Origin of the sequence: Jeotgalibacillus proteolyticus, from assembly GCF_002926065.1 — a bacterium.
In the GTDB taxonomy this organism is placed as follows: domain Bacteria; phylum Bacillota; class Bacilli; order Bacillales; family Jeotgalibacillaceae; genus Jeotgalibacillus; species Jeotgalibacillus proteolyticus.
Genome location: NZ_PREZ01000004.1, coordinates 183,687 through 208,907 on the forward strand (window position 1 = coordinate 183,687; position 25,221 = coordinate 208,907).

Consider the following 25,221-nt stretch of genomic DNA (forward strand, 5'->3'; position numbering starts at 1 on the left):
ATTCATCTGATTTAACCCCTTCACCAGCCTTTTTTCATCCTTATTATATAGTTCTAAAAAACCCACTTACTTATACAGATAACCTTTACTTTCAAAACAAAATTTGGTTCTATGCAAATTCCGAAGATCATTTTAAGTTTATTCGCAAGTTGATGAAGTGGAAGGGGCTGACTCCTGCGGGATGTAGCGGGTGCTTGAGATCCACTTGCGCTAGCAAGTTAGCTCAAGCACCCGCCCCGCGGAAAGCATGCCCCTGCAGCGGAAATCAACCCCTATTTAGAGTACATTCCTCTACCACAACCAAAGCAGAAGTGGTGTTAGAATACGAGACCCTTTAACATGCAAATTCCAAAGATCATTAAAGTTTACCTGCAAGTTGATTGCAGCGGAAGGGGCTGATCCCGCGGGATGAAGCGGGAGCTTGAGATCCACTTGCAGCAGCAAGTTAGCTCAAGCCCCGCCCCGCGGAAAGCATGCCCCTGCAGCGGAAATCAACCCACATTTAGAGCAAGAAATCATTTAACCCAAAAATTTTTAATAAAAACAAAAAAGCCTGACCAAATAATTTGATCAGGACGCAAATTTATTATTGAACTACATAAGCTACTGAAATCGTCAAAACGAAAAATAACACAGCTAGCACAATTGTAATACGGTTCAATACTAAGTCAATTCCACGCGCTTTTTGTTTACCAAACAACTGCTCAGCACCGCCTGAGATCGCACCTGATAGACCAGCACTTTTACCGGATTGCAATAATACAACAACAATCAACGAAATACATGTAATAACCAACAACACTGTTAATAAAGTTTCCATGAGTCCCACCTCCTGCAACGAACATCACAATGAATCAATTTTATCACAGCGCTTCCCTGTACACAATAGGAGAAGAATAACCTTTATCCCCATCTAACATAATAAGACAACATCCACGATTGTAAATCCGTACTAATAGGACTAAACTATAATCAGTAAATGATCGACACTTCTGTCGGAAGAGGTGAGCGCAATGAATCAGGCTATTCTCGTTGACAATGTAATAAAAACGTTTAATGGAAATGTAGAGGCAGTCAAAGGCATTATAGCAAGTTAGCGAAAGGCCCCGCCCCGCGGAAAGCGTCCCCCTGAAGCGCAGTGAGCCGGGCTAAAGAGTTAGAGAATTTGTTTCTAGCTCTTTATTTATATTCACAAGCCCTGAACCCCCGAGGAAAACAAACGCTTTAAACAGAAATCACAGCCAATTTTCAAAAACTTATACTGAAATAACCATGCCCTGAATATACATATAAGTAACACATAAAGAATAGGGGCAAACTACTTATGAAGAAACTGGCAGTTGGCATCATCATGACAAGTATTCTGTTCTCCCATTTACCAGTGCTTAAAAAACTAGTCGAAGCATCTAAAAAGAAAAAACACACCTTTATTGATCCTGCCCAGCCGTTTAGCCCCTTAAGCGAAAAAGAATTAAAGACCATTCGAAATTCAAAGATCGATTATGCAATTGAGTTGACTCATGAACAGGCCCTTATAAGAGCAGCAGAAATTTCGGGCAAGTCAATTAAACAGCTTAAAAGAGAATGCAGGGCTCCTGATAAAATTGTCTCTCTGGCTACTTCATGCTCCTGGGTTGAGAAAAAGCTGACTCTCTCCGTCAACTCCTACAGCGTGCCATTAATCGTCATTGTTAAGCTGTGCAGAAATGGTTCCCTCGGCTGGATTAATACACTCCAAAAACCACTGCTTCTTGAGCTTTCAGCAAGGGACAAACTGTTTAGCGGTGTCATTGAAGTCGATCTTGTCGCAAATGGCTTTTGTTATCTTGTTAACGGTCATTTATATCTAAAAGAAAATGTCGTTGGAACGGGAGCATTAGAAGCTGCCTCCGCGTCTACAGCTGCTTATTCTGTGTCGGAGACTTCTGATTATATTGGTGAATGTTACACCGGCTCAAAATGGGTAAAGCTTTTATAATACAACATGAAAACACCGTATCCCCTGAGAAGGATACGGTGTTTTCTTGTGTTCTCAGTCAGCCGGAATGCGCTGAGAATCGGGATATTTTTTGCACTAATTAGCGCAGGTTATAGAACGTTTTCGCTCCAAGGTAACCGCCAGTTTCAGCCAGCTGGTCTTCGATGCGAAGAAGCTGATTGTATTTAGCAACGCGGTCTGTACGAGAAGGAGCACCAGTTTTGATTTGACCAGCATTTGTAGCTACAGCGATATCAGCAATGGTCGCATCTTCAGTTTCACCGGAACGGTGAGAGATAACTGCAGTGTAGCCAGCGCGTTTTGCCATTTCGATTGCATCAAATGTTTCAGTCAATGTGCCGATTTGGTTAACTTTGATCAGGATTGAGTTACCAATTCCCTGCTCAATTCCTTGTGCAAGCTTCGTTGTATTTGTAACGAACAAGTCGTCTCCAACAAGCTGAACGCGGTCGCCTAAGCGATCTGTTAGGAGCTTGAAGCCGTCCCAGTCGTTTTCGTCAAGACCATCTTCGATTGAAACGATTGGATACTTGTCAGCAAGTTCAGCGTACCAGTCAACCATTTCAGCTGATGTTTTAACAACGCCTTCACCAGAAAGGTGATAGTTGCCGTCTTCTTTGTTATAAATTTCAGAAGCAGCCACGTCCATTGCAAGAAGAACTTCTTCTCCTGGCTTGTAGCCGGCTTTTTGAATCGCTTCGATGATGGTTGAAAGTGCTTCTTCATTTGATCCAAGGTTTGGAGCAAATCCACCTTCATCACCTACAGCTGTGTTTAGGCCTTTTCCTTGAAGAACTGAACGAAGTGCGTGGAAGATTTCTGCTCCCATGCGAAGTGCTTCACGGAACGTTTCAGCTCCAACAGGCATAACCATGAATTCCTGAATATCAACATTGTTATCCGCGTGCTCGCCGCCATTAACGATATTCATCATCGGTACTGGAAGCTGTTTCGCATTGAAGCCTCCAAGGTACTGATAAAGTGGAAGATCAAGGTAGTCAGCAGCAGCATGTGCAACTGCCATAGAAACGCCAAGAATTGCGTTAGCGCCTAGTTTACCTTTGTTTTCAGTGCCGTCAAGTGCGATCATTGCCTGGTCAATTGAAACCTGATCAAGAACAGAGAAGCTGTCGATCAATTCAGGAGCAATAACATTATTTACGTTTTCTACTGCTTTAAGAACACCTTTACCAAGGTAACGTCCTTTGTCTCCATCGCGAAGCTCAACTGCTTCGTGCTCTCCAGTTGAAGCGCCTGATGGAACTAGTGCACGGCCAAATGCACCGCTTTCTGTATAAACTTCTACTTCGATTGTTGGGTTGCCGCGTGAATCAAGAATTTCGCGGGCATATACATCAGTAATAAATGGCATGTAAAACTCTCCTTTATATGAGTTATTTTTTAATTAATGATTCGCCTATCATTTCTTCAGGCTGTTCTACTTTCAATAGATCAAGTAAGGTTGGTGCAAGGTCACCCAGAATTCCGCCATCGCGAAGTTCAGCACCCTGTTTTGTTACGATCACCGGCACGGGATTTGTCGTGTGAGCCGTCATAGGGGTTCCTTCAAGCGTTCTGACTTCATCTGAGTTTCCATGATCGGCAGTTATAATTGCATAGCCGCCTTTATCATGGATCAAATCAACGATTTTGCCAAGGCATTCATCAACTGCTTCGATTGCCTTAATCGTTGGTTCAAGCTTGCCGCTGTGGCCGACCATGTCCGGATTCGCAAAGTTTAACAGGATCGCGTCAAAACGATCATTTGTAATCTCATCAAGCAACGCATCCGTCACTTCATAAGCGCTCATCTCAGGCTTCAGGTCATAGGTTGCCACTTTAGGTGAATCAATCAGGATTCTTTCTTCACCAGGGAATTTTTCCTCACGTCCGCCGCTCATAAAGAACGTAACATGTGGATATTTTTCTGTTTCTGCAATGCGCAGCTGAGTCAGCCCATTAGCAGATAACACTTCCCCTACAGTATTCTTCAAGTCTTCTTTTTTAAATGCTACATCAGCCTGAACCCTTTCACTGTAATGCGTAAAGGTCACAAATTGAAGATCAATCGGCTTGTAGCGGCCTAAATCAAAGTCGTCAAACCCAGGGTCTGATAAAGCGGCTGAGAGCTGGATGGCGCGGTCTGGTCTGAAGTTAAAGAAAATAACAGAGTCATTATCCTGGATACGGCCAACCGGTTCTCCATCCTTTTCAATGACAAAAGGCTCTACAAATTCATCGTGAACTTCTTTTTCATAGGAAGCTTCAACACCTTCTATAGCAGAGGCGTGGGCCGGACCAACACCATCTACCATTACACGGTATGCTTTTTCAACACGCTCCCAGCGATTATCTCGATCCATCGCATAATAGCGGCCTGAGATGGAAGCAAATTCTCCCACACCAAGCTCATCCATTTGAGCCTCTGTGTTTTTAATGAACTTCAATGCCGTTGTAGGACCAACGTCGCGTCCGTCTAGGAAGCCATGAACAAATACCTTCGTCAGTCCATGCTCCTTAGCTAATTTCAACAAGGCAAAGAGGTGGTTATAATGGCTGTGAACACCGCCATCAGAAAGCAGCCCCATAATATGGAGGGGTTTGTTGTGACGCTTAGCATTTTCAACCGCTAAAAGAAATTCAGGGATAGAGAAAAAATCCTTGTCGCGGATGGAAATATTAATACGGGTTAAATTCTGATACACAGGACGCCCCGCCCCAATGTTCAAATGCCCAACCTCAGAGTTGCCCATTTGACCTTCCGGAAGGCCCACTGCTTCACCGCTTGCGATCAGTGTGCTGTGGGGAAAGTTTGCCCAGTAACGGTCAAAATTCGGTTTGCTGGCTTGCGCAACAGCATTTCCTTCTACTTCATCCCGAAGAGCGAACCCATCAAGAATAATTAAGGCAACAGGTGCTTTAGTCATTTGCACCAGCCTCCAGTAATTGGAGGAAAGACTCCGCTTCTAAGCTTGCACCACCAACAAGTGCTCCGTCAATATCACTTTGGCCCATATATTCTTTAATGTTTGCAGGCTTCACACTACCGCCGTACTGAACGCGCACTGCATCAGCGATTTCCTGTGAAAATTGCTCTGCAACTACTGAGCGCACATGTGCACAAACTTCATTTGCATCCTGTGCTGTAGAAGATTTTCCGGTCCCAATTGCCCAGATCGGCTCATAAGCAATAACCGTCTGTTTTACCTGGTCATCAGATAAGCCCTCTAAAGCTGCTTTAACCTGACCGCCGACAAAATCTTTTGTTTCGTTGTTTTCACGCTGCTCTAATGTCTCTCCAACACAAACGATCGGTACAAGGCCGTGTGCAAATGCTGCCTTCGTTTTTTTGTTTACAGACTCATCTGTTTCATTGAAAAGCTCACGGCGTTCTGAGTGGCCAAGAATGACATACTGAACACCAAGATCCTTAAGTGCCGCCGGGCTTGTTTCACCGGTGAAAGCACCGCTCTCTTCAAAGTACATATTCTGCGCCCCGATTGCTACAGGTGAATCTGAAGTAAGATTCACAAGGCTTTCTAAAAATAATGACGGGGAGCAAATAACAGACTCCACTTTATCATTAGAAGGGACCTTCGATGCAACCTCTTCTGTAAAAGATCGTGCTTCTGAAGCTGTTTTGTTCATTTTCCAGTTTCCAGCAATAATTGGTTTACGCATACTCAACGTCCTTTCTTAGTTAGTACAATATTTATGGTTATCGTAAAGGATAACCTTTACGGATCCAACTTGTTATGACTACTCTTTATCGTTTAGAGCGACAACGCCTGGAAGTTCCTTGCCTTCCATAAACTCAAGAGAAGCACCGCCACCTGTTGAGATGTGACTCATTTGATCTGCAAGGCCGAATTTTTCAACCGCAGCAGCTGAGTCTCCTCCTCCGATGACAGAGTATGTATCCTCTGCATCTGCCAGGGCTTGTCCTACTGCTTTTGTTCCGTTTGCGAATGTTTCAAGCTCAAATACACCCATAGGTCCGTTCCAAATAACAAGCTTGGAGTCTTTAATTACATCGCTGTAAAGCTCGCGTGTTTTTGGTCCGATATCCAGTGCTTCCCAATCAGAAGGAATTGAATCGATTCCTACTTCCTTGGTATTTGCACTGTCAGAAAAATCATCCGCAACAATAACATCTACAGGCATGTAGAATTTTACGCCCTTGTCTTCTGCTTTTTTAATAAACTGATTAGCTAAATCAATTTTGTCTTCTTCCAATAATGATTTACCAACCTCATAGCCCTGCGCTTTTAAGAATGTGTAAGCAAGTCCGCCGCCAATAATCAGATTATCGACATTGTCCAAAAGATTATCGATTACACCGATTTTATCTTTTACCTTTGCTCCGCCGATAATAGCTGTAAATGGACGCTCAGGATTTGAAAGAGCTTTGCCAAGTACATCAAGTTCTTTTTCCATCAATAAGCCCGATACAGCCGGTAAGTACTGAGCAATTCCTGCAGTCGAAGCATGTGCGCGGTGAGCTGCGCCAAAAGCATCATTCACATACACATCAGCAAGTGCTGCAAATTCCTTCGCTAATTCCGGGTCATTTTTCTCTTCACCCGGGTAGAATCTGACGTTTTCAAGTACCAAAACGTCTCCATCCTCAAGCTCAGCTACAGCGTTTTGTGCTTTTTCTCCATACGCCTCGTCCACTTTTTTAACGTCTTTTCCTAAAAGATCGCCTAAATGCTCAGCGACAGGTGTAAGACGAAGCTCTTCCACTACTTCTCCTTTAGGGCGGCCAAGGTGGCTGGCTAAAATAACTTTTGCTCCAGCATCTGTCAGATGTTGAATCGTCGGAAGTGCTGCGCGGATACGTGTATCATCCGCAACATTTCCATCCTTCATTGGAACGTTAAAGTCTACACGGCAAAAAACGCGTTTCCCTTTAAGATCAATTTCTCTCATGCTCTGTTTGTTCATTGCAAAAGGCCTCCTTATGGTGGGTTGAGGGGTACTTTGAAAAAAGGGAGGGGGATCACTCCCCACTCCCCGTAATCCCCTCTTATTATAGAGGATTGAGTGGTTAAAACCAAACAATCTCCTCTAAATCAGGGCTGTATTTTATAGTCCTTTTTCAGCCATGAAAGCAGCTAAGTCAACACAACGGTTTGAGTAGCCAGTTTCATTGTCATACCAAGAAAGTACTTTTACCATGTTTCCTTCAAGAACCATTGTAGAAAGACCATCAACGATTGAAGAAGAAGTGTTGCCGTTGTAGTCAGTAGATACAAGCGGCTCGTCGCTGTACTGAAGAATTCCTTTAAGATCGCCTTCAGCAGCTTCTTTAAGTGCTTCATTTACTTGATCAGCAGTTACGTCCTGATCGAATTCAGCTACAAGGTCAACAAGTGATACGTTTGGTGTTGGTACACGCATAGCCATACCGTTTAATTTACCTTCAAGCTCTGGAAGTACAAGAGAAACAGCTTTAGCAGCACCAGTTGATGTTGGAATGATGTTTTCTGCAGCTGCACGCGCACGACGATAGTCTTTGTGCGGAAGGTCAAGAATTTGCTGGTCATTTGTGTATGAGTGAACAGTTGTCATCATACCGCGTTTAATGCCGAACTTGTCGTTAAGCACTTTTGCAAATGGAGCCAGGCAGTTAGTCGTACAAGATGCATTCGAGATAACGTGGTGGTTATCAGCATCGTATTTATCTTCGTTAACACCCATTACAAGTGTAAGATCTTCATCAGAAGCTGGTGCAGAGATAATAACTTTTTTCGCTCCGCCTTCAAGGTGCTTCGCAGCGTCAGCGCGCTTAGTGAAACGGCCAGTTGATTCGATTACTACCTGTACGCCAAGGTCGCCCCATGGAAGCTGTGCAGGATCGCGTTCAGCAAGAACTTTAATTTTTTCACCGTTTACAACTAGATCGTCTCCGTCTACTGTAACTTCAGCGTCAAGAGTTCCGTGAACAGTATCATACTTAAGAAGATGTGCAAGCATATTTGCATCTGTTAAATCATTAACAGCTACAACTTCCACCTCCGGGTTATTTAAAGCAGCACGATATACGTTACGACCAATACGTCCAAATCCGTTAATACCAATTTTAACTGTCATGAATAAGTTCCTCCTTAATAATGTTGGGGATGAATTTTATCTATTTTAAAAGGGATGTCCCTTTCAAAAGCTCTTTTGCTGCACCTTCATCTGTAATCAATGTTGAAGATGAATGCGGTGCACCTTTAAAATATGATTGGATGGCATTTGCCTTGGATGGTCCTCCCGCAACAGCAAAAACGTTGGGGATCGAAGCCAGATCCTTTAACTGAAGACCAATTGTCTTCACTTTATGAACAATTTTGCCATGCACATCGAAATAATAGCCGAAAGCTTCTCCCACTGCTTCCCCTTCTAAAATCGTCTGAAGGTCTTCTTCACTTGTATTTCGGCGCTTTGCCATTGTGGCAGCGTCGCCAATGCCGTGAAGAACGATTGATGCAGAAGTGATTAACCCCATAACTTCATTAATCGATGGCTCTTTCATAATGGACTCATACATTTCCCTGCTTACCTGATCAGGAACGTATAAGACACGGTGTCTGGCTCCTGATTTCTGAGCCATTGTGGCACAAATAACATTTGCCTGGTTTTGAATTTCTTCCCCGATACCGCCTCTTGCCGGTACAAATAACATATCAGGCGAAGCAAAATCCGGTGTAAGCATTCCAGCAACGGCTGACATTGTCGTACCGCCTGTTACAGCGATAATGGTACGGTCACTCACACATGCTTTCATGCTTTTAACAGCAGCACGTCCAAGCTCCTCTTTCACCCACGGAGAATCGTCACTGTTGCCAGGTACGATTAAAACCTTTTTAACACCAAGCTTATCTCTTACCGCTTCCTCCATTACGTTTATACCCGCTATTTCATTCATCAAGCGTTCAAGCGGCAATAAGATATCAAGCCCTTCTTCTGTCAGGCTCATCCCGGATGAATGAATTCGAAGCAGATCCTGTGATTTGAGAAATTCGACTTCACTCCGCAATACCCGCTCGGTCATACCGAGAGACTGAGCCAGGCTCCTTCTCCCTACAGGCTGCAGAAATCGAACAGATCGCAAAATGTGATATCTACGTTGTAACTCATCCAGCAGGTCCGGCACCAATCGCTTTTGGATGTCAATAAACCCTGGCATAAAAAAGCTCCTTTTATAAGTTGGTGGTTATTTTTTTACTATTCCCCATTAATAAGTAAATTAACAGGCTGGACTAAAATTGTCCCCGCAAGACAAAAAATGTCCCATTCGGAGTAAAAAAAAGATCCCTGCTACAAGGTTCATCATAACAGGGATTTTTAAAGGTTTCAAGCGATAAAGTTAAGTGATTTTCTGCAAACGTTTACTAAGCGTTACATAATCCACTTTTCCATATTGCACCACTTCTCCGTCCACTTTTACCACAGGGATCAGTAAGCCGTATTCTTCAGTCCAGTCATCCCGTTCTTCTATATTATGCTCGATAAGTGTAAATGGTACTTCCTCCTGTACGAGTGAAAGCATTAGCTTTGCTTCATCACATAGTCCACAGTTAGGGCGGGTGTAGAATTCTACCTTCAATTGGAACGCTCCTTTAATTTAGTGTATTTCATCTAAATGGGGGTTGATTTCCGCTGCGGGCGGAGGCTTTCCGGAGGGCGGGAGCTGAGCTAACTTGCTAGCGAAAGTGGATCTCAGCCTTCCCGCTTATTCCTCCCGGAGTCCCCGCCCTCCACTGCAATCAACTCGTAAGTAAAATTATTATGTTCTTCTAAATTTTAGTGTTAAGAATAGCGCTGTTATTTAGAATAAAAATTTTTCTTCAAAACCTGGGCTGATTTCCGCTGCAATCAACTCGTAGTACTTTATGATGTTCTTTGAAATTTTAATGCTGGCGAAAAGATCTCGAAAAAGATTTTTGGTAATAGTAAAGTAATTTTATTGATCAAAGTAATTGGAAAGCTCTACAATCATGGCGCCCATCCGCTCGTGCTCGGGGATTACATATTCATTAATGCCTTCTTCGCGCAGGGCTTCGGCTGTTACTTTCCCTACTGCTACAGGAACAGCGGAACTTTTTAAGGCGTATGAAATTTGATCGGAAATCCCTTTCTCCCTTGCATATGCAAAAAGAGAGTGTACCTGTACTTTCGTTGTAAAGCAGACTGCATCCACTTTTCCATCTAAAAGTTCCTGGCAGAGGAGGTCAATGGTTTCCTGCTCGGGCGGGATATGCTGATACGGCAGAATGGTTTCAACTGCAGCTCCCCTGCTTTTTAGAAAATCCATCAGCGCTGGTGCGGATTCCCCATGGAGCTGAACGATGATGTGCTTGCCTGATAAATCGATACCCTCCAATCCCCTAATGAGGCCCTGGGTGGTGCCGTCTTCGTCAACTGCCACTGGCTTAATTCCGGTACGTCTTAATGCATTCAGCGTTTTATAACCCCTTGATGCAACCGGCGTGTGCTTTATTCTATGTAAAAATGCTTCTTCAAAACCAAGCTCCTTTGATAATCTTAGGAGGGTTTCAAATCCAATGCCTGTTGTGAAAATCAGCAGATCGGCTCCTTCGTATACGAGTTTTCTTAAAGAAGGCTCTACTTCTTTTTCTGCTAAAAATACGGTTCCCTGGAGAGGACGGCTGATCGGAATGCCTCCCTGCTTTTCGATCAAGGTGCTTATTTCTTCTATCTTACGTCCGCCGCCGATGACGACTTTTCTTCCGTGCAGTCCTTTTGGCATTTGGATCCCCCGTTTCTGATGGTTTCAGAATTTTGATATATACTAGTGTATCATTAGGCTGTGAATCAATCACAGGAATAAGATTAAGGCTATATACAGATGAGGGTAATAGTAAATTTGTGTTAGGAAGTGTTTCTTTTATACGAGGGTTGATTTCCGTTGCGGGCGGAGGCTTTCCGGAGGGCGGGAGTTGAGCTAACTTGCTAACGCAAGTGGATCTCAGCCTTCCCGCTTAATCCTCCCGGAGTTCCCGCCCTCCACTACAGTCAACTTTACAAAAGCTAAATGTGATTATCTTGAGATTATAAAGTTATCATTTTAAAGAAAAAACAGCTGTCATCAATGAACACTGGCTAGCGCTCATTGATGACAGCTGTTTAATTTTGTGCGTACATAATGGTATATACGCCCTCGAAGGGAGTTTGATTAGACCGATCAATGCTTGATATAATTGTATTTCCATTTACAAAAGTGTAGAAAATCTGTAGAATTTATTCATTTTGTAGAGTTATGTATGCATGGAGAATCTTTCTAAAATCACCAGTCATGAGTCTGCCTGTAACTTTTAGTTTTGAAAAATCACCGGTTATTGGCAAGACTTCGTCCAAGTCTGCATAAGACTTTTTGGACAAACCGGCTCTTCCCCACTCTTTTATTTCAATCCTGTTTTTGAAGTCTTCAGTTGGTCCTGATCCCGTAATTTTGACTGCCAAGAGCACCATAATATTTTTATCAACACTCAGAACGAGAGCGGGCCTGTTTTTACCAGCCCGCCCGTAATTATCTATACGTCCCCCACCATACTCCATATAGGTATCAATAATAGCTCCTGCATGAAGTGGTCTATTCACGGAGCCAATCCTCAGCAAGCTTTGCTTGTGTTGGATCAGAATGATCTATTTTTATCCTGCCAGATTCATCAATATTTAGCGGCTTAATATTCTTCTTTTTAAGTAACGCATCAATGTCGATCTTGGAAGAAAGGTCCATGTTGTAGCGTTCTTTATCCAACCTGCTACGAGCTGCATGTGAATTTGTAACAGCTGTTTCCGTAGGTCTTTTTTTAGTGACTCCCAACATTTTTCGTTTCCTCCTTTTCTTTCCCAAATAACACACCACCTATAAGTAAGATAATGTGATATTATACGCTCGGGAGTGTTGTTTTATGCACTTTAGTACAGATAATCGTATAACAATTACTAATTGTTGTCAATTCTCAATAAAAGCCCCTATAGTATGTAATTAAGGGTAATTCAAATTTTTCATTGGCAATAGAAAGAGCTAATACCAATTAAATGAAATATTGCTGTCTAATTTACCCACTGCTATGGTAAAATCTTATCATTACATGTCGACTAAGGTTTTACTATGGATAGGGTGTGAGAACAAAATTGAATTTAGTAGACATTCCAACTCAGAATGCTCAGAAACTTGAAAAATTTTTTACTAATGGAAAAACAAAACCGGCATTAATGAAAACTGATGAAGGATTTTATGTTGTAAAGTTTTCTCAAAATGCAGATGGCATAAAAGTTTTAATTAACGAAATAATTTGTTATCAAATTGCTGTTATGATGGGAGTACCTATTCCACAAGCTGCTTTAATTAACGTTGAACAAGAAGTAATAGATGCCGACGAAAGGCTGCAAGAAATGGAAGTGAAGCCAGGGATTCATTTTGGAAGTCATTTTTTAAAAAAGGCCCAGCCTTCAATTCAACAGCCATATCTAAATTTAGCTAAAAACACTGAGGACATCCCCTCAATAATTTTGTTCGACCAAATCATTTACAATAATGACAGGACAGAAAACAAAGGAAATATACTATTCGACTTGAAGGAAAGAGAAATTGTTGCCATAGATCACAGTCATCCCTTTAAGATTGGTGCTCTTTGGAATGAAACTCATTTGAGACAAATACAAGATGAAGAATTCTGTCTAGTAAGAGATTTTCATGGACATAATTATCGCGTTTTATTAAAATATGTTAATGGTCACAATCCGTTTAATACAGCATTACAAAGATTGAGCAACATTGATAAGACAAAAATTGAGGAATGCTTTGATATAATTCCTGAAGGTTGGGAATTGAGTACTGCTGAGAAAAATGCATTAATTGAATTTATTTGGCATAGAATAGAGAATGTCGAGTCATTGTTGGTATTACTTCATGAGCAATGTCCACATTGGAAAGGAGGAATCTCTTTTGGAGCCTAAAATCATGCACTATGCTGTTTGCCGATACGTCCCGGATATCTTACGTGATGAATTTGTTAATATTGGAATAGTGGTTCATATTCCTAAGGATAAGTATTTAAAATTCTTTCGGACAAAAAACTTAAGTAGAATTAAACATTTCGATGATGAAATTGAAAGTGATCTTATAAAAGCTATGCTTGAATCACTTGAAATTCAATTTAGCTCAAAGGAGATCCTATCCCAAAACAGAACTGGTTTAAGTAGTAGTGACTTCTTACAATCAGAAACTGTTTTCTTTGTGAATCAATTGCAATTTAGTGAGATACGATCTCTTCATACCGAATCTTTGGAGAGCGATATAAATGATTTATTCGATATGTATTTATATTATGATAAAAAGAAATCAGAAAGGATCGATTCTGCCAGGGTAAAGACATTGGTTTCAAAAATGTTTACTCAAAAAGAGCTAAACAAAGTAGTAAATCGAAACCCATCGATACAGAATAAATTTAATCAAACACCTTTTGACTTCTCAGTTCAGCTAGGCGAAAGAGATCTTTTTATAAAAGCATTAAGCTTTGACTATCGTCAAGAGAACAGATTGTACACTGAGATAAAATCCTTCCTTTTTGATTTACAACATTTTCAAGATAGGGATGTAAATAATATAAAAGTTGTCATAAATAATACTGAAATGGATAGTGAATTTGAGATTAAAGCTTTTAATATAATGAAGGAATATACAGACGTACTTACATTAGAAGAATTTGATAATTTTATCAGCAATAACTCGAAACAAGATAACTACCAATACTCTATATACGATTATATAAGTTAAAATACTAAAACCCTTCAATTTTTATGCTTGAAGGGTTTTAGTATTTGTTCAACTTGGTATAAAAGAGGTTACTACAGTAATTAAGACAAATACCTTCGCTCTTGGAATGGTAAATTGCTCAAAAAAAGGAATTTTAATTAACCTCTTAAATGTGTTGTTTTATAAATTTGTCCATACGACAACTATTACTCGAAGTAACAATACCGGAAAGGGTGAAGCGAAAAGAGTCGTTATTCTTTATTATCGACGATCTTTTTCAATTTAATATATTCAGTAAGCAGTATTTCTAAGTCCGTACGCAAAACGGATGTATGGCGGTTAATTGGGTTTGTATTGTCAAATCCGCTTTCACCAAAATACTCAACGTCCTCTTTTAGACGAGCCAAGACTTCTTCTGTCATTTCTTTATTCATTTAGAATACCCCCTTCTGCTATAATCTATCCGTCGACTTAACTTTATCACATACATAGAGATGAGGATTTTCAGATGCTGACCAAACTTTATTACGATGCGAAAGATGTTCAAGCTATACTTGGATGCGGAACAGTACGAACCGCTTATGCCAGGATACAACGCTTAAACAAGGAACTAGAAGCACAGGGATACTGGACAGAAAGCGGGAAAGTGCCGATTTCATTTTTCCATGAGAAATACCCTTATTTAGAAACGGACATAGCCAAGCTGCTTCAGGCCAACCAGGAAAAAATCCAACAAAACGAGACCTCTACTAACAGTCAGTAGAGGTTTTTTGATTACTTAGATCCTGCAATCCATCAGCAAGGGAAGCATTTGTGGGTGATAAAAAATACTGCCTTCATGATCAGCCAACCAGACATGAAGATACTCATCACAGCCAGGTAAAAATCAAATCCTTTTTCATTTTACTGACACCTCTCCGTTTTATAGCATACCAACCTCCCTTCGCTGTCAATCTCTCTGTATTTGATCTATATAAAACAAAAATCACCCCGTTTGGAGTGCTTATACGAACCTTCTTTGTCCATAAAAAAAGCAACCCCTCACACTGGGATGCTTGTAGAAATTAACTTGATAAGTATTTAGCTGCAACTATAGCTTCAAAATCATTTAGTTTATGTGATTTAATAACATAACCTAAATTCATCATCACCTTCGTTCTTGCTATAGGAACATTTCTGGTAGGGATATTTTGAACAGTGATCTCTCCTTCGGCTGTGGTTAATGGCCCCGCGTATAGAATACCCAATAACTTAAATCTTGGAGCACCTATAATAATGTTTCCTGATCTGTCGTTGTATCCATTTTCGTCTATCAAAAATACAGGCGAACCACTAGAACCAGGGAAACAAGCTGCGTCAATTACGAATTCTTCCTTACCATTATAATTCCGGTTTAAGTGAGTAGCGGTAATTCCTCTTCTTATGATTGGCAAATTATTTATTTGATCCCATAATCCGTTTGGATAACCAATCATAGTGATATCTTCTATTCCGTCGAACAATTCGTTTTCGATTGGTATATATTGCGAGCCTAAATTCCTTATGAAAGGAGTCCTACCCTCATGAGACATCTTCCCAACTAGATCAATCATTGATACTAAACATAAATCTATGTCAGGGTCTGGATGCATTACCAAATCTCTTTCAAAATTACTCGTCTCCCAGATAAAATGTTCCTTGAATAGAGGATTCAAATCTTCATCAGCACAGGTTATCCTGGTTCTAAATGAAACCGCTCCTTCCACTACATGCTTATTAGTTACTATAAACGCCAACAACACTTCCCCGAAATAATAGTAATAAATAAATCCAGTTCCTGTACTAATTGATCCGTTTCCAAGTACACATTCGATTCTTACCGTAGAGTGCATCAATTGTTCAGACAATGTTAATTGTTTTCTTGTCATAATTACTCCCCCTCTGCACAACCAATATTCGACAGGGAAGGTGGAATTTCCTTTTTAATTTCTACCCCACTATATATTCCTACTGGCTAAATCGCATTACTCCGATAATCCGTATAAAAATCTTTAAAATTCTATTCTGTAGTAATGTGGCAAGATTACCTGCGTCTTTGGTGAAAATAGTTCTCTAAGGCCTCCAGATCCCTTAAGTAGACTTTTTTGGTTACATAGATCCTGCAATATCAACAAGCAAATCCATCAGTAAAGGAAGCATTTGTATTAACACGTACCCCATGCCCGCTTTCTGGATCATCGCTAACCCTCTTTCACTATTCCCGATCATCATGAATAAACCACCACCGAGCATCATGGTTAATCCCACTGGGTAGCTTAAGGCTTGCACAAGCTGGATTACGGGGTCAAACGCTCTTACAACCTTCTCTGCCACCATCCCATCAACCGCATTTGCCGATGCTGCAGTGGGATCAAAGAGAGCGGTTAGGAAAACTGAGCCGACAATCAAGGCGGTGGCCAACTGCCTTTGCTTCTTGTTTTCTGTAACCGGCTGCCTCTTGCTATTCATAAATTCTTTAAAAGACATAGACGTTATCTTCTCTTTTTTAAACATATCTGGTGCCCCCTTTTTATAAAAGATCTTTAGCAAGATAAATCCGTACCTGCAGCCCTTCACACAAACGAATTAACTCCTTTTTTCTATATTCAGTGGTTGTCACCCAAACCAATACAGGGGTTTTCTTGAATACATTTAACTCAATCAGCTGACGATATTTCGCAACCTTATCACGATTGGATTTCATCTTTTGAAGGTGGTCTATTTCAATGAGGTAGTAGTTTGAGGTTGTTTCATAAAGTGCGTCTGCAACGACAGAAACCTTAGAGGGGATAGACAGCCGTACTTCATTGCGCCAGTTATGAGGGCAGTTAAAGAGGATATAGAGTGCATTTCTCATTAAGTAATGCTCGACCTGGAGCGTTTTACGTGTAACTCTGTCACAGTCCACACGGTCCCTTCCTTCCTTGCTTAGGTAATAGACGTTTTCATTAACTCGAAATGAATGGAGATAGTCACTCATCTCTTTTAAGATCCGATTAGCATTCCGTACACTTCCTAATCGATGCAGCTGCTGAAGCTGTGACCGGCTAAGAAAGTGTAGTTTCTTCAATGATAAGAGTATGTTCTCTTCTCGCTGTAACCTGCTTACCGTCATTTTTTAACCCTCCATCCGGTTTAATTAACCCTTCGATTACTGTCCAGTCGAGTATAGGAGTTTGAATGACCTGGATCCGATCTGTTTTATAGATAGCCCGACCTTTAATAAGCGGGAGCTTCTCTGCTCCTTCTTCATCCAATACTGCACGGCTGGCCACACCTGTACCCAATCGAAAGCAGATACGCGCAGAACAATTTTGGCGCACCTGAGAGCTGATTGTCTCATTTGTAGGGTATTGGGTAGCATACACCAAGCGAAAGCCAACAGCCCGGCCCCTACGAGCAATATCCTTAATGATCGCCTGGCATTCCTTATGGTCAGATAAATCAGCAGCTTCATCGATGATGACAAAGAAACGATCCTTGATCTTTGCCTCCTGGACATCTTCATGTTGATTTTTTAGTAAGTGGTTCATCCGTTCTTCCATTAAACCTTGAGCAGATTCAAGCATTTCAAATGCTTCTTCTGGTGTCTTTGCAACCCCTTTAGTTTGCTCCAAGGAAATATAACGGTTAAAGGTAAGTCCTCCTTTTAAATCCATAAGAAAAAGCCTTGTGTGCTTTGGTTGCTTATGGACCAATGTCGTAATGATATTCTTAAGAAATACTGATTTTCCGTATCCAGTGGATCCAGCAACGATTAAATGGCTATGTTCCTCAAAATCATGGAGAACTATCTTATCACGCGTCCGTCCAGCAATGATATTCCAAGCAGGAAGCTGCTCTAATTCTGCCTGATCGGCTGTATATCGCTCTGGCAAGGTCGATTCAAACACTCTCACAATTAACAGCCCGTTGTAAGAGAGCTCTACTTCCTTCTTCACTGATTTATTTGCCAACAGAACCTTTACATCATCGAGAATTGACTTAGTTATTTTCAGCTTTCTAATCGCTTTTATGAACTGGTGTATATCAAAGGTTCCCGTACCATTAAGTCCGTCAGTGATATTGTCTATGCGCTTCTCGAAGTCACTGAACGATAGTCCTAATGGGATCCGGAAGGCATATTCCACCCCCCATTCCTTTTTAGTACTTCTCTGGAGGTGTGCAGTTTTGATGTGACCATTTTCTTTCACAGTTAATCCTGAATTAGTAAAAATCCTTGCTATCTTCTTCCCTTCATCCCCCATACCTCTAGACTTGAGTGTTTGATAGCCTACAAACCCCCCGACTGCAGCAGAAGATAAAATTTCAAAAATCATTAAGCAGCGCCACCCTTTCAATACGAAGTATAGTTCCTCCTTAAAGGACAATTTAAATTTATGTTGAATTGAATAAAGAGCCCATTTTTCTATGACTAATTGAAATTCCAGCCTGGAAATCCTTCTGGAAGGATGTTTGGCAACCTCTTTGGAACAATATACTGAGGGCCGCTTGTCCGTTATGATCAATTTATTAAAAAAGTTTTCGTCTTTTTGAAATAGTTTCTCAAAATTAATCGAAGGAGAGTTTATTATGACCACCTGGGAAGGTTTAGGGAAGAAAAGAAGTGAAGTGGGAAAATTTATTGATAGACAAGGCTATTCTCAAGAGGACTTAAGGCAAGCTACTGGTATAGGAAGAACGACGATAAGTAAACTCTGTAACGACCCAAACTATGTCCCTTCGCCGGCGGTTATGAAAAAGTTATTGGCCGCCTTGAGGGAAATTAAATCAGATATAAGAGCAGATGATTTTTTCGACTTTTAGTCAGTCAGTACACTCCCTTTTACTAAACAGAGAATGAGCTGCACCTTTAATAGAGGAGCAGCCCACTTATCATGCTAGTTAGTTTAAAACTTCTAATCGGATTCCGTTTTGCTCTAGGATCTGAGCAATGTCTTCACGGATCAACATACCTAACCTGTGATTTTCAAAAGCCTCTGGCGGGATTAAGAAAACTCCGCCGTTTCTGCTTCTTATCTGAAGAAAACCACTCTCCGTCAGAAAGTAAACTGCTAAGTTCTCGTACAATCCATGCTTTACCGCATTACTGTTTCCCCATTTAGATTTTCTGTTTCCTTTATTTCCAACAGCAAATCGATTGCCTTTCAGAAATTTTCCCGTTTGCTTATCTCTGTACATATTGTTACCACAGTTTCTGTTATTCAATGCTTATCGTCGCCCCCTTCCGATGCGTACCATGTTCTCATACCTTTCGTTCTCCTCTTTAACTGGTTTTGCTACAACTTTCCCGAGCTCCTTGCCGTCAACCATCAGGACTGTATCCGGCTGCTGGAGATCGAGCTCGTTGATATCAGCGCTGAATGAATGTTTAACCCCTTGCAAGTCTGCCCGCTTGATGTTCGTAGTGAGCGTCGCGTTTGCCTGCATCTCTGCCATCGCAAGTTTTGGCGCGAATGCCCTTGTCATATCTTGCGCTACTGCTGAAATAGCTTTAATGGCAACCTTCGCACGATCTGCAACACCTACAGCCAACCCTCTCGTTACGTACCTGCCAAGTGCAGCAAATACTCTCGAAGGTGAATGGATATCAAGTTTTTTCTTAACTGCTTTGATAAGCGATTGTGAAATCTTATTCGCTGAAGCTTCAAGGGCTTTCGCCTGGGATTCTAACCCTTTAACCATGCCCTGTGCTGCATCCACGCCCAGACCGTAAAACTGATTAGCTGTGCTATTCCCAAAGCTTGATGATGCCTTATTAATAGCCGCTTGCGTGTTATTGATTTCCTTAATGATATCCGTGGATGATTTAGCAAGCATTGCAGCCTGCGCCCCGCCCTTTTCAACTCCTGCGTCAACAATGTCACGCAAAGTCGTATTATTTAAACCGGCTTTTTGCAGCCTTGTTACATCTGCCTGAAACGCCTTAATAGCCGCTAATCTATTTTTAAGTTGCGTGGATAAATCAAGATCCGTTTTTGCGTCAATGTTGCTGACAGACGCAAAGCTCATTGCGCTTTCTTTTACTGATTTTGCAAAGTCATTGCGTACTTTCAACGCATCGTTTAGCTTTTCACCGGCTGCTTTAATTTTTGTTGCTAATGATTCCCGCTGTTTAGCAACGTTATTCAATACGGAAATTTGTTGGTTCGCATAACTTTGCACATTACGCAATGCCGCTTTTTGTTTTAACGTCGTTGTTTTGGCTTGAATAGCTTTCGTGATCTTGGATGCTAGAGAAGCACCGGCAGCTGTTACTTGCTTACTTGTCCCTGTTACCCCTTTTGCTAAACCTTGACCGACAAACTTCCCTATTTCCATCATGACACGGGAAGGAGACTTTATTTTGAGTAGATTCTTAGCCTTGTCAACGACGCCGCCGACAACCCCGGCAATGGATTCAATCGCCGCTGACCCCATGTTTTTTATTCCGCTAATTAAACCGCTGACTAAATCACTACCGGCTGAGATCATATCACTGACAAACCCTCGCACTTTACCAGGCATTTCACCGATCTTTTGACCAACAATCCGCACTGCTTCTGATAGTTTTTCACGTACTTTTGAAACAATGTTAGTAAAGAAAGTTCCAACCGATGAAAGCATTTCAGAAAGTTTTGAACGTGCCGCGCTTTTCGCTTCTTCCCATTTATTCGTTACGTAGTTTTTCGCCGCGGTCATCTTTGTCGAAACATTTGTACCTATTCGCGTAAAGAACGATATCACGGATGTCAACATACTGCTCAGTTTTGACTGTGCTGCGCTCTTCGCTTCCTGCCACTTATTTGAAACATAGTTTTTCGCAGCGGTCATTTTTGACGATACGTTCGAGACAATGGAAGCAAATTTTGTGATCACGGTCGAAAGGATTGCCTGTGCTCCTGCAATTGTTCCCGCCTTGATTTTGGACCACGTATCCTTAATCCATGTCCACACTTTATTCCAAGTGTTTTTCGTCCAGGTAGAAATTTTATCCCAGTTTGCAATGATTAAAATGGCAAGTGCGATTATAGCTGCTGTTACCCATCCGATCGGGCCGAGTGCGATAAACCACGCAGCGGCCATACGTGCTGCCTGAGCGAGTGCTTGTACTGCCATCCATGTCCAGCGTGCAACAAATATGGCTGCTGTTGCGATCATCTGTGCGACCGCTCGTGCCATTGCGGCTCCGGTTGTAAGGAGCCAAGCAGCGGCGAATCTTGCGGCATGTAACAGGGCTTGACCTGCCATTAACGCCCATCTTGCAATCATCTGTGCTGCAGCTACGATCATCAAAGCAACCGCTCTTGCCATTGCGGCTCCTGTTGTAAGTGTCCAAGCCGCTGCTACTCTTGCTGCATGAATAAGTGCTTGTGCACCCATTAAGACCCAACGCGCGATAAACTTCGCTGAGGTGATTATCATCTGAGAAGTGGTCAAATACATTGATTTGATCATCGAGCCCATACTCAGGAGAAACCTTGAACTCATCACTGTTGCAGCTGAACCTATAACCGTTGCAGCTTTAGCGATCATGGCGCCGGACCCAGCAAACAGAGTGCCAAACGCTATTACGTTCGGGATGATGGCGAGCAGCATACCTGCGAGCGTAATAACGACTGCAATGATCTTCCCAACCATCGGATGGCTTTCCATCATGGCATTGGTCCACTCAAGGAAACCGTTCACCATATCCAGCACTTTAGAGCCCATCGGTGCCAGAGCGATCCCTAAGTTCACAAGAAAATCAGTAATGTTTCCGATCAGCTGCCCTACTTTAGGGGCGTTCTCTTGAATGTAGGTGATAAACTTCTTAAACCCTTCATTCTGTGACAGATTAGCTGACCACTCTTTAAAGCGCTCCATCATATCCTCGAGACTTGTCATCATATCCGCTGAGGATGGAGCGAATGCAGCAAATATATTTATAATCCCTTGTATGGCATCACTGAAGATAGACCGTATTTTGGGCATATTTTCATTAACGTAATTGACAAATGACTCAAACTTCTTGCTCTCCGACAAGCCAGCTGCCCAATCGGCAAAACCCTGACCCATCTTTAAGAACCCGTCTGCCGTTGCTTGAGCCAGCGGCCCGAATGCCACCATCATGTTCAGTACGCCCTGGACAAACTCTCCCACGGCTTTTGTGACGGTTTCCATCATTGGTCCTGCTGATTTATTTAAGTAGTTGAAAAAGTCCTGTAGAGGTTTGGAGTCGATTGTCTTTTCCAAGCTGCTCATCAGGTTCATGGCAGCATCCATGACACCTGCAAACATTGGTTTTAAACGAACTAAAACCTTCTCAAGCAAGCCCAGTGTGCGCGTAAATATATCGATGGTCTCACTCTGATAGGCACCTGCAATGTCTGACCAGGTGGACTTTAAGTTGTCCATTGCTTTTAAAGCTTTGGCCTGTTCTTTATTAATGCTTGCCTGTACTTGTTCTATGTCTTTTAGAATCTTTAAACGCTGCTTTTCTGTGTCTGCTTGGGCAAGTTTTTCATTCAACTTTTTAAGCTCTTCTGATGCCCCGAAAACACCTTTTAGATTAGTGACGGCTATCGCCCCAAAACCTGCAGCTCCGATCCCTGCTGTGGCGAATGCTGATGCCAGGGCAAAGGTGGATCCGCCAACCGTGCCAAGCATGGCACCCAATGTCATGATATTTGAGGTCAGTGTAGCAATGACTGGTACGATTCCAGAAGATATGGCTATCCCAATTCCCTGGAAGGTGGCAGCGCTCACCTCCCCAAAGCTCCGCATGGTTGTGGCAATCTTACTCAACTTATTTTGGAAGTTTTCAATTCTCGCTTGGATTCTAACTGTAATCGGTCGTCGTTCCATCGCTTTCGCAACCGTCATGAGCTGTGCTGCTTTTCGCATGAACTCAGAAATATCTGCGCCTATCTCTTTATCCTCTTTATGGAGCATGGATTTAGACAAAGCCTCAACCTCAGCCAGCTTTGCACGGAACTTCTTTATATTCGCATCGATCGGCTTTGTCGCACCCATCGCTGTCTTTCGAACCTTTCGATCTATTTCACGCATCTTTCTTGTGAACTCTTTAATGTTTGCTCCAATTTTAGCGCTAAAATCTTGATTCATTGGAATAGACCTCCTTCCGTAAGTATGTTTTTAGTTTCCATTCTCATCGTCCCCTTTCGTTATTCCATTATTTTTTTAAACACTCTGCTTGAAAGCTTCAAATAATCTACAACTGAGTCTTTAGAGATTTGATGCATAGACGCGTTTTCTTCCATTGACGTACCTTTTAAATATTGATCCACAACACTTAAACATAAGACACTTAGAAAGGAACGGGCTATCTTTTCATTGACATCAGTCCATTTTCGGTAATGAAGATGCTTAATGTAAGATTCAATAGAACTTTTATCCGAAACGACTTTCTGAGCAGCTATGGCCAACCCATAATATTGAGCTAAACTTGATTCCCAGCCCACAGCACCACCCCCTTTCTCTGTTTTGTAGGCTTTTAATGAAAGTAATGGCCTTTTTTCTCATCCTCAGTAAAGATTTTTTCCCGTTGATAATTAGCTTTGGTACTATTTAGAGCATCGACTGCCTGGCTAAGACTAATATTGATATGAAAATTATCCTTTTCAATCTGCCCTCTGTTCTGCTCGTTTTCTTCTTCGCGCTTCACCTGGGCAGGATCCTTTAATGATTGCTTAACAGCAACATACTGCTCTCTTAACTTGCTCTCAAAAGTTACTTCACTATCAATCCCAACTCTGCTGAAGTTACCTCCTGAAACTGATTTATCAGTCGCCTGGTCCATCTGATTTTCAATTCTGGTTGTAAGCGCTCTGCCTGCTGCTAATATTTCATGGTAGCTATCCAGTAGGGCCCACTTCATATCTTCCTCCTTGTGATTACGCATTTCCTCGATCAATTTCAAAAAGGATACTTGGTTATCTGCTTCAACTGAAAGCTTAGATTGAATGATCTTAGCGTAATAGGATAGGAGTTGAACATTCTCAATGTCTAAACCTTTTTTCCGTTCCGGTTCTTTTGGCTTTGCAATACTTTTCAGCTGGTTTTCATTGCGCTCTAATTGCGCATTTGCCTGCTGCTGAATATTCTCTTTATACCGATCGATTTCGTTAATTATTAAGTCATACTCCCTTACAAGCCTTTCTTTTTTGTAATTCTTTTTAGCGTTACTTAGTTGATTTTTCCACTTATTTTGCATGTCTGTAGTATTGAAATTAATAGTCATTATCCATTCTCCTCTTGTCTCTTAATTTTTAATTGCCTTGAGCGGGACCCCAGCCACCCCACGCAAATGCTGCTTCATTTGCTTTCTTTTGGATCATGTTTTCATAGGTCTCTATTTCAGCCTCTGTTAAATACACAAACCTGCCTTTTAGGAAGTACTGCCGTTTCCCTTCATTGGGATCAGTTAGCTTTTTACCTTCTTTTTGTAGCCACAAGCTTTCTAGTTCGCGGTACTTCTTCAACTCTGCCTGATGAGCTTTCCTCTTACATTTCTCCCGTTCTTCAAGCATTTTTGAAAAAGGTTTAGCCAGCTTATCAAGCAGCATATCAATCTCACTATCTGAAAAATAAATCTCCTGCTGAAAGGCTTGTATGCTTTTGAACCGATCTTCATCATTCAAGTCAGCCAAAACGCTCTCCCAGCATTCCTGACGCCATTGTAAAGACTTAATCCGCCGATCGTATCCCTGCTTTTGATCTATAATCATTAGAGCCATGCTCTCGGTACGATTCCCCCGTGTTTGGAGGACTCCTTCTTCCTCATTGATGTAAGTTAAAGCAGGAGAAATATCTTCATAAAGAGCTTCAAAGTATAAATTTCTATTTTTAATAAGCCGTTCCGCCTCTGCAGGCGCGGCCGCAAAATACTTAACATCATAAAGGTTGATCTGCGGGGCGCTCTCACAAGGTTGTTGCATAGAATCACCTCAGTTCTATATGTTGCTGGAGCAGACCGGTCCTCCGTTCTGGTTACTCTGGAGAATCTGCTGGATAGTTTTTACACACCGTGTTCGTTTCGGAAGTTCTTAGTATTTCTTAGGGGGCTCTACATACAAATCACTCCTTCCAGGTCAGCACTTTTCCCCTCTTTTTCATGCAACGTTGTTGGTTTAGCGTTGCAACCTTTTTGGTTTAGCGTTGCAACCTTTTTTAAAGCTACAACCAATCGGAAGGGTTGCATTTACAGGGTTAAGTGCCTTTTTCTACTATGGTTAAGAACCTTTTAATGCTAGGGTTTGCTAGGTATCTCTTCTGCTTGAATACCATGAAAAACCATAATCAATTTTGCGAGCTGTTCCGTTTGGTATCTCAGCATTTCTCAGCAAAAACGGTACGAATATGCCATCATTCGCCATCATCTCTCAGCAGTAGCGTTACTAAACTCTGCGCCAAAGTTACCGCCAAAGTTGCGCCAAAAATTTAGGGG

At 41.8% G+C, this 25,221-nt stretch carries 26 protein-coding genes; 5 read left to right on the forward strand and 21 right to left on the reverse strand.

The annotated features are described in order from the left end of the window. Nucleotides 1-586 precede the first annotated feature (586 nt). Nucleotides 587-820, reverse strand: a complete 234-nt coding sequence (gene secG, locus C4B60_RS11235) for a preprotein translocase subunit SecG (protein WP_104058103.1) — start codon at nucleotides 818-820, stop codon at nucleotides 587-589. Nucleotides 821-1,324: 504 nt separating this feature from the next. Here secG and C4B60_RS11240 point away from each other — a divergent pair. Further along, nucleotides 1,325-1,978: a hypothetical protein gene (locus tag C4B60_RS11240; protein WP_104058104.1), complete on the forward strand. Its 654-nt coding sequence runs from the start codon at nucleotides 1,325-1,327 to the stop codon at nucleotides 1,976-1,978. Nucleotides 1,979-2,078: 100 nt separating this feature from the next. On the opposite strand, the gene eno is transcribed toward C4B60_RS11240, so the two are convergent. From eno to C4B60_RS11290, 10 genes are all read right to left on the reverse strand, one after another. Then, nucleotides 2,079-3,371: a phosphopyruvate hydratase gene (gene eno, locus C4B60_RS11245; RefSeq protein ID WP_104058105.1), complete on the reverse strand. Its 1,293-nt coding sequence runs from the start codon at nucleotides 3,369-3,371 to the stop codon at nucleotides 2,079-2,081. Between the two features lie 22 nt (nucleotides 3,372-3,393). After that, entirely contained in the window at nucleotides 3,394-4,926 is a 1,533-nt protein-coding gene (gene gpmI / locus C4B60_RS11250; RefSeq protein WP_104058106.1) for a 2,3-bisphosphoglycerate-independent phosphoglycerate mutase, read from the reverse strand. After that, nucleotides 4,919-5,680, reverse strand: coding sequence for a triose-phosphate isomerase (tpiA, locus tag C4B60_RS11255; protein WP_104058107.1), 762 nt, complete (start codon nucleotides 5,678-5,680; stop codon nucleotides 4,919-4,921). Before tpiA ends, gpmI begins: the two co-directional genes overlap by 8 nt. Before the next feature lie 78 nt (nucleotides 5,681-5,758). Then, a complete protein-coding gene (locus C4B60_RS11260; protein ID WP_104058108.1) occupies nucleotides 5,759-6,946 on the reverse strand; it encodes a phosphoglycerate kinase in 1,188 nt (395 codons plus the stop codon). Between the two features lie 141 nt (nucleotides 6,947-7,087). Further along, on the reverse strand, nucleotides 7,088-8,095 hold the full coding sequence (gene gap / locus C4B60_RS11265) for a type I glyceraldehyde-3-phosphate dehydrogenase (protein WP_104058109.1): 1,008 nt from the start codon (nucleotides 8,093-8,095) through the stop codon (nucleotides 7,088-7,090). Nucleotides 8,096-8,135: 40 nt separating this feature from the next. Beyond that, nucleotides 8,136-9,176 carry a sugar-binding transcriptional regulator gene (locus C4B60_RS11270; RefSeq protein WP_104058110.1) on the reverse strand — a complete coding sequence of 347 codons (1,041 nt, stop codon included), beginning with the start codon at nucleotides 9,174-9,176 and terminating at the stop codon, nucleotides 8,136-8,138. A gap of 180 nt (nucleotides 9,177-9,356) precedes the next feature. After that, nucleotides 9,357-9,596, reverse strand: a complete 240-nt coding sequence (locus tag C4B60_RS11275; RefSeq protein ID WP_104058111.1) for a glutaredoxin family protein — start codon at nucleotides 9,594-9,596, stop codon at nucleotides 9,357-9,359. Between the two features lie 357 nt (nucleotides 9,597-9,953). Then, complete coding sequence (locus C4B60_RS11280) at nucleotides 9,954-10,760, reverse strand: uroporphyrinogen-III synthase (protein ID WP_104058112.1); 807 nt, start codon at nucleotides 10,758-10,760, stop codon at nucleotides 9,954-9,956. A 491-nt stretch (nucleotides 10,761-11,251) separates the two neighbouring features. Next, nucleotides 11,252-11,611 carry a type II toxin-antitoxin system PemK/MazF family toxin gene (locus tag C4B60_RS11285; protein ID WP_104058113.1) on the reverse strand — a complete coding sequence of 120 codons (360 nt, stop codon included), beginning with the start codon at nucleotides 11,609-11,611 and terminating at the stop codon, nucleotides 11,252-11,254. Continuing rightward, a complete protein-coding gene (locus C4B60_RS11290; protein WP_104058114.1) occupies nucleotides 11,604-11,840 on the reverse strand; it encodes a hypothetical protein in 237 nt (78 codons plus the stop codon). Before C4B60_RS11290 ends, C4B60_RS11285 begins: the two co-directional genes overlap by 8 nt. Nucleotides 11,841-12,151: 311 nt before the next feature. Between C4B60_RS11290 and C4B60_RS11295 the strand changes: the two genes are divergently transcribed. After that, the gene (locus tag C4B60_RS11295) at nucleotides 12,152-12,976 is read left to right on the forward strand and encodes a HipA family kinase (RefSeq protein ID WP_104058115.1); all 825 of its coding nucleotides are present in this window, start codon (nucleotides 12,152-12,154) and stop codon (nucleotides 12,974-12,976) included. After that, nucleotides 12,966-13,796, forward strand: coding sequence for a DUF3037 domain-containing protein (locus C4B60_RS11300; protein WP_167578643.1), 831 nt, complete (start codon nucleotides 12,966-12,968; stop codon nucleotides 13,794-13,796). Before C4B60_RS11295 ends, C4B60_RS11300 begins: the two co-directional genes overlap by 11 nt. A gap of 230 nt (nucleotides 13,797-14,026) precedes the next feature. On the opposite strand, the gene C4B60_RS11305 is transcribed toward C4B60_RS11300, so the two are convergent. Further along, nucleotides 14,027-14,209, reverse strand: a complete 183-nt coding sequence (locus C4B60_RS11305) for a hypothetical protein (RefSeq protein WP_104058117.1) — start codon at nucleotides 14,207-14,209, stop codon at nucleotides 14,027-14,029. A 74-nt stretch (nucleotides 14,210-14,283) separates the two neighbouring features. Here C4B60_RS11305 and C4B60_RS11310 point away from each other — a divergent pair, with 74 nt between their 5' ends. After that, nucleotides 14,284-14,538, forward strand: a complete 255-nt coding sequence (locus C4B60_RS11310; protein WP_209020085.1) for a hypothetical protein — start codon at nucleotides 14,284-14,286, stop codon at nucleotides 14,536-14,538. Between the two features lie 301 nt (nucleotides 14,539-14,839). Here the strand turns inward: C4B60_RS11310 and C4B60_RS11315 are convergent, their stop codons facing one another. The 4 genes from C4B60_RS11315 to C4B60_RS11330 form a co-directional block, all read right to left on the reverse strand. After that, nucleotides 14,840-15,682 (reverse strand): S1 family peptidase, encoded by an 843-nt coding sequence (locus C4B60_RS11315; protein ID WP_104058118.1) that lies wholly within the window; start codon nucleotides 15,680-15,682, stop codon nucleotides 14,840-14,842. A gap of 220 nt (nucleotides 15,683-15,902) precedes the next feature. Next, entirely contained in the window at nucleotides 15,903-16,307 is a 405-nt protein-coding gene (locus C4B60_RS11320) for a hypothetical protein (protein WP_104058119.1), read from the reverse strand. Between the two features lie 16 nt (nucleotides 16,308-16,323). Then, nucleotides 16,324-16,863, reverse strand: a complete 540-nt coding sequence (locus C4B60_RS11325; protein WP_245153950.1) for a replication-relaxation family protein — start codon at nucleotides 16,861-16,863, stop codon at nucleotides 16,324-16,326. Continuing rightward, nucleotides 16,841-18,112, reverse strand: a complete 1,272-nt coding sequence (locus tag C4B60_RS11330; protein WP_104058121.1) for an FtsK/SpoIIIE domain-containing protein — start codon at nucleotides 18,110-18,112, stop codon at nucleotides 16,841-16,843. The genes C4B60_RS11325 and C4B60_RS11330 overlap by 23 nt, the downstream gene beginning before the upstream one ends. 253 nt (nucleotides 18,113-18,365) lie before the next feature. Between C4B60_RS11330 and C4B60_RS11335 the strand changes: the two genes are divergently transcribed. Beyond that, nucleotides 18,366-18,599: a helix-turn-helix transcriptional regulator gene (locus C4B60_RS11335; RefSeq protein WP_104058122.1), complete on the forward strand. Its 234-nt coding sequence runs from the start codon at nucleotides 18,366-18,368 to the stop codon at nucleotides 18,597-18,599. A 78-nt stretch (nucleotides 18,600-18,677) separates the two neighbouring features. On the opposite strand, the gene C4B60_RS11340 is transcribed toward C4B60_RS11335, so the two are convergent. The 5 genes from C4B60_RS11340 to C4B60_RS11360 are packed head-to-tail and all read right to left on the reverse strand — an operon-like array spanning nucleotide 18,678 to nucleotide 24,712. Further along, entirely contained in the window at nucleotides 18,678-19,001 is a 324-nt protein-coding gene (locus C4B60_RS11340) for a hypothetical protein (RefSeq protein WP_104058123.1), read from the reverse strand. Between the two features lie 3 nt (nucleotides 19,002-19,004). Continuing rightward, on the reverse strand, nucleotides 19,005-22,880 hold the full coding sequence (locus C4B60_RS11345; RefSeq protein WP_104058124.1) for a phage tail protein: 3,876 nt from the start codon (nucleotides 22,878-22,880) through the stop codon (nucleotides 19,005-19,007). A 59-nt stretch (nucleotides 22,881-22,939) separates the two neighbouring features. After that, a complete protein-coding gene (locus C4B60_RS11350) occupies nucleotides 22,940-23,236 on the reverse strand; it encodes a hypothetical protein (protein ID WP_104058125.1) in 297 nt (98 codons plus the stop codon). Nucleotides 23,237-23,268: 32 nt separating this feature from the next. Further along, on the reverse strand, nucleotides 23,269-24,015 hold the full coding sequence (locus C4B60_RS11355; RefSeq protein ID WP_104058126.1) for a hypothetical protein: 747 nt from the start codon (nucleotides 24,013-24,015) through the stop codon (nucleotides 23,269-23,271). A 28-nt stretch (nucleotides 24,016-24,043) separates the two neighbouring features. Further along, on the reverse strand, nucleotides 24,044-24,712 hold the full coding sequence (locus tag C4B60_RS11360) for a hypothetical protein (protein WP_104058127.1): 669 nt from the start codon (nucleotides 24,710-24,712) through the stop codon (nucleotides 24,044-24,046). Between the last annotated feature and the right edge of the window lie 509 nt (nucleotides 24,713-25,221).